Origin of the sequence: Pseudomonas asuensis, assembly GCF_014646755.1 — a bacterium.
GTDB classification, from domain to species: Bacteria; Pseudomonadota; Gammaproteobacteria; order Pseudomonadales; family Pseudomonadaceae; genus Chryseomonas; species Chryseomonas asuensis.
This window is the reverse complement of sequence record NZ_BMNW01000035.1, coordinates 1-5,677: the sequence shown is the minus strand read 5'-3', so window position 1 is coordinate 5,677 and position 5,677 is coordinate 1. Positions and strand designations below refer to the sequence as shown.

Here is a 5,677-nt window from a genome sequence, read left to right as displayed (position 1 = left end):
AGCGCTCGTGAGAAGACACAGATCGTGATAGCGCTCCGGCAGCACTACCCACTGGCCTGCCTACTCAAGTCAGCAGGGCTGGCTCGCAGTACCTTCTACTACCACTCCAAGACGTTAGCTGTCGCGGATAAGTACGCTAGACTCAAGCGCACTATCAAGACGCTTTTTGAGCGGCACAAGGGCCGCTATGGCTATCGGCGTATCACTGCTGTCATGCGTAACCAAGGCACTGCGGTAAATCATAAAACCGTCCAGCGCTTAATGGGCATTCTGGCACTGAAGTCGTCGGTTCGGCGACGCAGTAAGTACCGGGCGTACCGAGGCGCAACCGCTAGGGCGGCTCCTAATCGGCTCAATCGCGATTTCTCAGCCAGACGCCCTAACGAACGATGGGGGACAGACATTACCGAGTTTAACCTCGGCGGCCAAAAGCTTTACCTGTCACCCGTTCTGGACTTGTATAACCGTGAGATCGTGGCCTATGAGATGGCTCGGCGACCCGTATTTCATATGGTTCGAAACATGATAGGCAAAGCCTTCAAGCGCTTAAGACACGACGATGCTCCGCTCTTGCACTCGGATCAGGGCTGGCACTATCAGATGTCCGCCTTTGGCCGTCTGCTGGAGCGGCGTGGCCTCACCCAAAGTATGTCACGACGCGGCAACTGCCTGGATAATGCCGCCATGGAAAGCTTTTTTTCCGTGCTCAAGTCCGAGCTGTATTACCAGGAATCGTTTAGCAGCGTAGCTCAACTGGAAGAGACGCTGCATGGCTATATTCGTTACTACAACCACCACCGGCTAAAGCTTTCTCTGGGTGGATTGAGCCCCGTTCAGTTCCGCCGCAAACGATCTGGCATTTACTCCTGGACCTAGCAGCCTGCGGCTGCAAAGGGGTCCGCATGCACTCTAGAACAGCCCGGTTTATCAACGATCAAATTCTATCGGTGGAACAACCCAGGCCCTCCTAGCTACTCACAAGATCCAAGCCGCTATAGCGGTCGGTTCGATCACATAGCATAGGATCAGACAGCAATGACCTCAGAAGGCCTACGTACCCGCCGCTATTTAGGAATCAGTAAATACGTTAGCTGCGGTGGCCCATCTCTCGCAAGAATGCATCGCGCCGATCGGGACTTGCGGCCAGATAGGTGATCTCGAAAGCGAACTTGTAGCCGGCGGCGCGCAACTGATCAGCGTGGGTAATGACGAAGTCACGTTCAGTTGCTGGCCGTGCGGCCAGAGCATTCATTATTTTACCGTTGTAGCCAAGGGTTTTAAGCGTCTGGGCATTGTTAAGAACGAAGTCATGTTGGTCGGCAGGTTGCGCGGATAACTCGTTCATTTGATTGTGATTGTAGCCAACAGCATTAAGCTTTTGACCGTTTTTTGTAAGAAACGCTGTTTGGCCGACATCTGATCATTGGCAATGACCTTCATCTGTTTATTGACACTTCGCAAACCAAGGTTAACTCCTTCACCGCGATTTGCAGTACCACCACCGATTTGCAGCAGAAGTTCATTTGGAAGCTTCATTAAGGCGGACGGGTGTTGGACTTTACTTACCACAGCAGCATTTGGCTTAGGCAAGGTCATGCTTATAGGCTTTTCAGTACCCCTTCTAAAGCCAACGCTTAAAAGGTCATATCCAGATGGATCATTCCATTTTGCCTTAATCACCAATACGTCCTGATTGTGACGCATCCCAAATTGAGCAATACCGTTCTCGGGCGGATTGGACGAGATCTGCAACTGACCACTGCCGATGGCTTGTCTTGCACATCCGGCCAGCCACTTTTCCGTTGGATTACCTTGAGTTTCTTTAGCGTTCAAAGCACCCACTGCATGGTCGCTTAACATTCTAAATATTCACGAATGGGCGTGACCAGACGGGTGCATGCCAGCTGCCGTTTGTACAGCCTCTGCAGGGTTTACTGAACTGGCCTGCACGTTATGATTATGACCGCTACCAGTAATTGGAAACATACTACCCTCATGATATAGGCCCACCATGGGTGATGAGTGACACTACTTACAAAGCGGTTCCCTTTGGCCCGTATTTCAGATCCATTTCACTATACGGCGCACTGGCACATAGGTGCCTCATAAAAGGCATTCTGCGCGTTAAAGGTTACTGAGAAAAACACATGGCTATATGGTAGTCATTACGCAAGCGCAGATTGAGCCTTCGGCTCAAAAGGTAAGTGCGGCTAATCTCAAGGAAGAGCTAGCCGCACTTTTAGCAGGATTTAAACTGCCCAACATTCGGGGGTCAGTTCACTTTGAACTGACCCCCGAATGTTGGACATTGAGACCGGGCTTTAAGTAGCATTTAACTCTCTTACCGAGTTAGATGCTACTCTTATCAATACTATAAAAATTAATTATATTTTGAGCGAAGTCAGGAAGGTAACTCTTTATCCCTTCTTTGTTAAGCTGCTTATCACGGCCTCTCGCTTATCTTTTGGCATTTCAGCTATATTAAATATGTCAATATTGCTATGGCCTTCTGCATACAGTTTCACGCAGTTTTCCAAGAAAAATATGCGCTGCTCTTCAGACATTTTTGCTACGTCTGGCATATATGCAGCTCTAATACCTGCAGCGTGAAGTTGCGTACAGTTCTGCACAACAAAATTACGAACTTTTTCAGGGTTTTCAGCTAAGTTCGACATGTCTGACGGAAAATGGCCTGCTGCATAAAGCTTTGCGCCATTTACCACGACAAAATTATGCACCTCTTCAGACGTATAAGCTAATATTTGCATGCTATAGATATCATGACCTGCTGCAAGGAGTTTTATAGCATTTTCTAAGAGAAAGTTACGCTCTAGTTCGGGTATTTTGGCTAAACTGTTTTCCATGGTAAGGGCGCGCCCTGGTTCGGTTCTTTTGGCGAAATCCTTCATATCTTCAGTATTGTGTCCTAATACCAGAAGTTTCACGCCGTTTTCCACGATAAAACTGCGTTGGTCTTCGGGCATCTCGGCTATTTCTCCCATATCTTCTGCGCTATGTCTTAGTGCATGAAGTGCTGTGCAGTTTTCTAAAATAAAACTTTGCTGGTTTTCAGACATTTCAAATACTTCTCCCATGTCTACTGGGTCATGTCCTGCTGCATGAAGTTTCACACAGTGTTGAAGAACAAAGTTACGCTCTTCTTCTTCTTGGGCTAGCGCGTTCATCTGGAAAGCACTATGGCCTGCTGCATGGAGTTTCACGCCGTTTTCCACAATAAAGTTACGATGCTCTTCAGGCATTTTGAGCAAGGCTTTTATATCTTCTTTGCTAAAGCCTAAAGCCTGAGCGTGTTTCATCAGAAAGCGTTGTGTATCGGTTATATGCTTGTCTGCAATAGCATTCAGGTGCCTGTTGGTTTGGCGTAGCGCAAGTATGCCATTTGGGTCTGTATGTTCGGCTATAAGATCCAACATCTCATTGGACAGTCTTTCTAGGTCCTTCTCACCTGACAAAGAAAGGTTGGAAACTGACGAGACAATAGAACTAGAAGACTTAGAATGGCCCAGAGCTGTAAACATCGTCACGGGGAATTTTCGGTCAGGATTGGAGGTGGACTCAGCGGATAGCTCTTTGAGCTGCCGGCCGGGACCATATACAGCAGTTACTTCAAAGGGGCTATCAGGATGCACAACCTGATACTGGCACCGAATATCTTGATTGGGCAAATGTTCCTCAGTAACTTCACCTTTAGGTCTAAACAAATACGGCATCAGGTTTTTATCTTCTTCTTTTTTAAGAGGTTGCCAGCTCCCGACCTTTACATGGGTTTCATTAAGAAGATAGCTATTAGGCACAGTTAGACCTTCCTGCTGAGACGTCGCGGAGGGTTCTGAGAGTTGAGTAGTTGCTGAGGCGGTCTTAGAGAGCGCATCGCTAAGCTCTGGAGTTCGTACGAATAAGGAAGGTTGTGCTCCAACGGGGCGCATAAAGAACCTCATGATCTAACGAGAGAAATCCTCTAGGTGGTCCTTTGTAACATCGGAGTTCCTTAAGCTAGTTCTTTGACTCCACGGCATGGCTCACCGGGTCTGATTTCTTTTGAGGTTAGGCTGAAGCCTTGCTTGCAATAGAAGCGCTTGAATTCTTGAGCCTGAACTGAACGGGGCTCAGTCCACCCAAGGCTAATTTCAGGCGGTCACAGTTGTAATAGCGGATATAGCCATGCAGCGCTTTTTCCAGCTGAGCCACGCTACTGAATGATTCCCGGTAATACAGCTCGGACTTGAGCACGGCAAAAAAGCTTTCCATCGCGGCATTATCCAGGCAGTTGCCGCGTCGTGACATACTCTGGGTGAGGCCACGCCGCTCCAGCAGACGGCCAAAGGCAGGCATCTGATAGGGCCAGCCCTGATCCGAATGCAAGAGCGGAGCTTCGCCGCGTCTTAAGCGCTTGAAGGCTTTGCGCATCATGTCGCGTACCATATCGAAGACGGGTCGCCTAGCCATCTCATAGGCCACGATCTCGCGGTTGTACAGATCCAGAACGGGTGACAGGTAAAGCTTTTGGCCGCCGAGGTTAAACTCGGTAATGTCTGTCACCCATCGCTCGTTAGGCCGCTCGGCTGAGAAATCACGATTGAGCCGGTTAGGGCAGTCCTAGACGTTGCGCCTCGGTACGCCCGGTACTTACTGCGTCGTCTGATCGTCGATCTTAATGCCAAGCTACCCATCAAGCGCTGGATGGTTTTATGGTTCACAAGGGCTCCCTGGTTCCGTAAGGCGGCGGTGATACGCCGATAGCCATAACGGCCCTTATGACGCTCAAAAAGCGTCTTGATAGTGCTTTTAAGGTCAGCGTATTTATCAGCGACAGCCAATGCTTTTGATTGATAGTAAAAGGTGCTGCGGGCCAGCCCTGCTGCCTTGAGCAGGCAGGCCAGAGGGTAGTGCTGCCGGAGTTCTATCACTATCTGCGTTTTCTCACGGGTGCTGAGCGCTGCCTGCTTTGAGCCAGAGCTTCGAGCTTTTTTCAGATAGGCATTCTCCAGCTGCAACCTAACGATCTCGTCGGTGAGTTCTTGTTGGGTGCGCTGAACGTCAGCTGAACCATCAGGAGTTTCGATAACAGAAAGCGTATTGCTCTGTCTCACGTCAGCTCCTCGTCGCTTGCGTGCCAGGGCTGGTAGACCACCTCGCTCGTACGCTTGCTGCCAATGCATCACGCTTGATTTGTTAGCGATGTTGAATAGCGCAGCCGCCTGACGGTAGGACAAGCCTTCTTCATATAGTCGCTTGAGAACAGTGAGCTTGAAAGCCGTAGTGTAATGAGATCGAGTGGGTATGAGGCCTGCTTCGCCATGCTGCTGAAAAGCCGCAACCCAGGCGCGGACTAGGCTTCTCTCTACCTGGTGCCGATGCGAAACCCTGCTGAAGCCATCAGCGCTTTCCAGGTAATCTCTGACGACCTGGCGTTTGAAGTGAAGCGAGTATTTCGCCATAAAGAACCCCTGAAGGTTGTGTCCAACATTCGGGGGTCAGTTCACTTGGTTGCGTTGATCAAGCCATATTATCCAAAGGCCGGCATGGGCCGCAAACCGTATCCATTGGAAACCATGCTGCGCATCCACCTGTTGCAGAACTGGTTCTCGCTGAGCGATCCGGCCATGGAGGAGGCCTTGTATGAGATGACGTCGATACGCCAGTTCGCCCGGCTGAC

The 5,677-nt window shown here is 49.7% G+C and carries 5 protein-coding genes and 1 pseudogene; 2 read left to right on the top strand and 4 right to left on the bottom strand.

Translation table 11 applies throughout. From position 1 onward, the window contains the following. Positions 1 to 876, top strand: an 876-nt coding sequence (locus IEX86_RS24210; RefSeq protein WP_188868710.1) for an IS3 family transposase, incomplete at its 5' end; no start/stop codon positions are given. Positions 877 to 1,087: 211 nt separating this feature from the next. On the opposite strand, the gene IEX86_RS24205 is transcribed toward IEX86_RS24210, so the two are convergent. From IEX86_RS24205 to IEX86_RS24190, 4 genes are all read right to left on the bottom strand, one after another. Next, entirely contained in the window at positions 1,088 to 1,345 is a 258-nt protein-coding gene (locus IEX86_RS24205) for a hypothetical protein (protein WP_188868709.1), read from the bottom strand. Then, positions 1,342 to 1,833 (bottom strand): hypothetical protein, encoded by a 492-nt coding sequence (locus tag IEX86_RS24200; RefSeq protein ID WP_188868708.1) that lies wholly within the window; start codon positions 1,831 to 1,833, stop codon positions 1,342 to 1,344. The genes IEX86_RS24205 and IEX86_RS24200 overlap by 4 nt, the downstream gene beginning before the upstream one ends. A gap of 584 nt (positions 1,834 to 2,417) precedes the next feature. Then, complete coding sequence (locus tag IEX86_RS24195) at positions 2,418 to 3,947, bottom strand: hypothetical protein (protein ID WP_188868707.1); 1,530 nt, start codon at positions 3,945 to 3,947, stop codon at positions 2,418 to 2,420. Between the two features lie 118 nt (positions 3,948 to 4,065). Then, positions 4,066 to 5,459 (bottom strand): IS3 family transposase gene (locus tag IEX86_RS24190; RefSeq protein ID WP_188868706.1). Its coding sequence is split into 2 segments (ribosomal slippage): positions 4,066 to 4,616 and positions 4,616 to 5,459, totalling 1,395 coding nucleotides; the frame shifts between segments, so codons are not numbered across the junction. Positions 5,460 to 5,504: 45 nt separating this feature from the next. Here IEX86_RS24190 and IEX86_RS24185 point away from each other — a divergent pair. Next, a pseudogene (locus IEX86_RS24185) lies at positions 5,505 to 5,677 on the top strand (transposase); the annotation flags it as partial.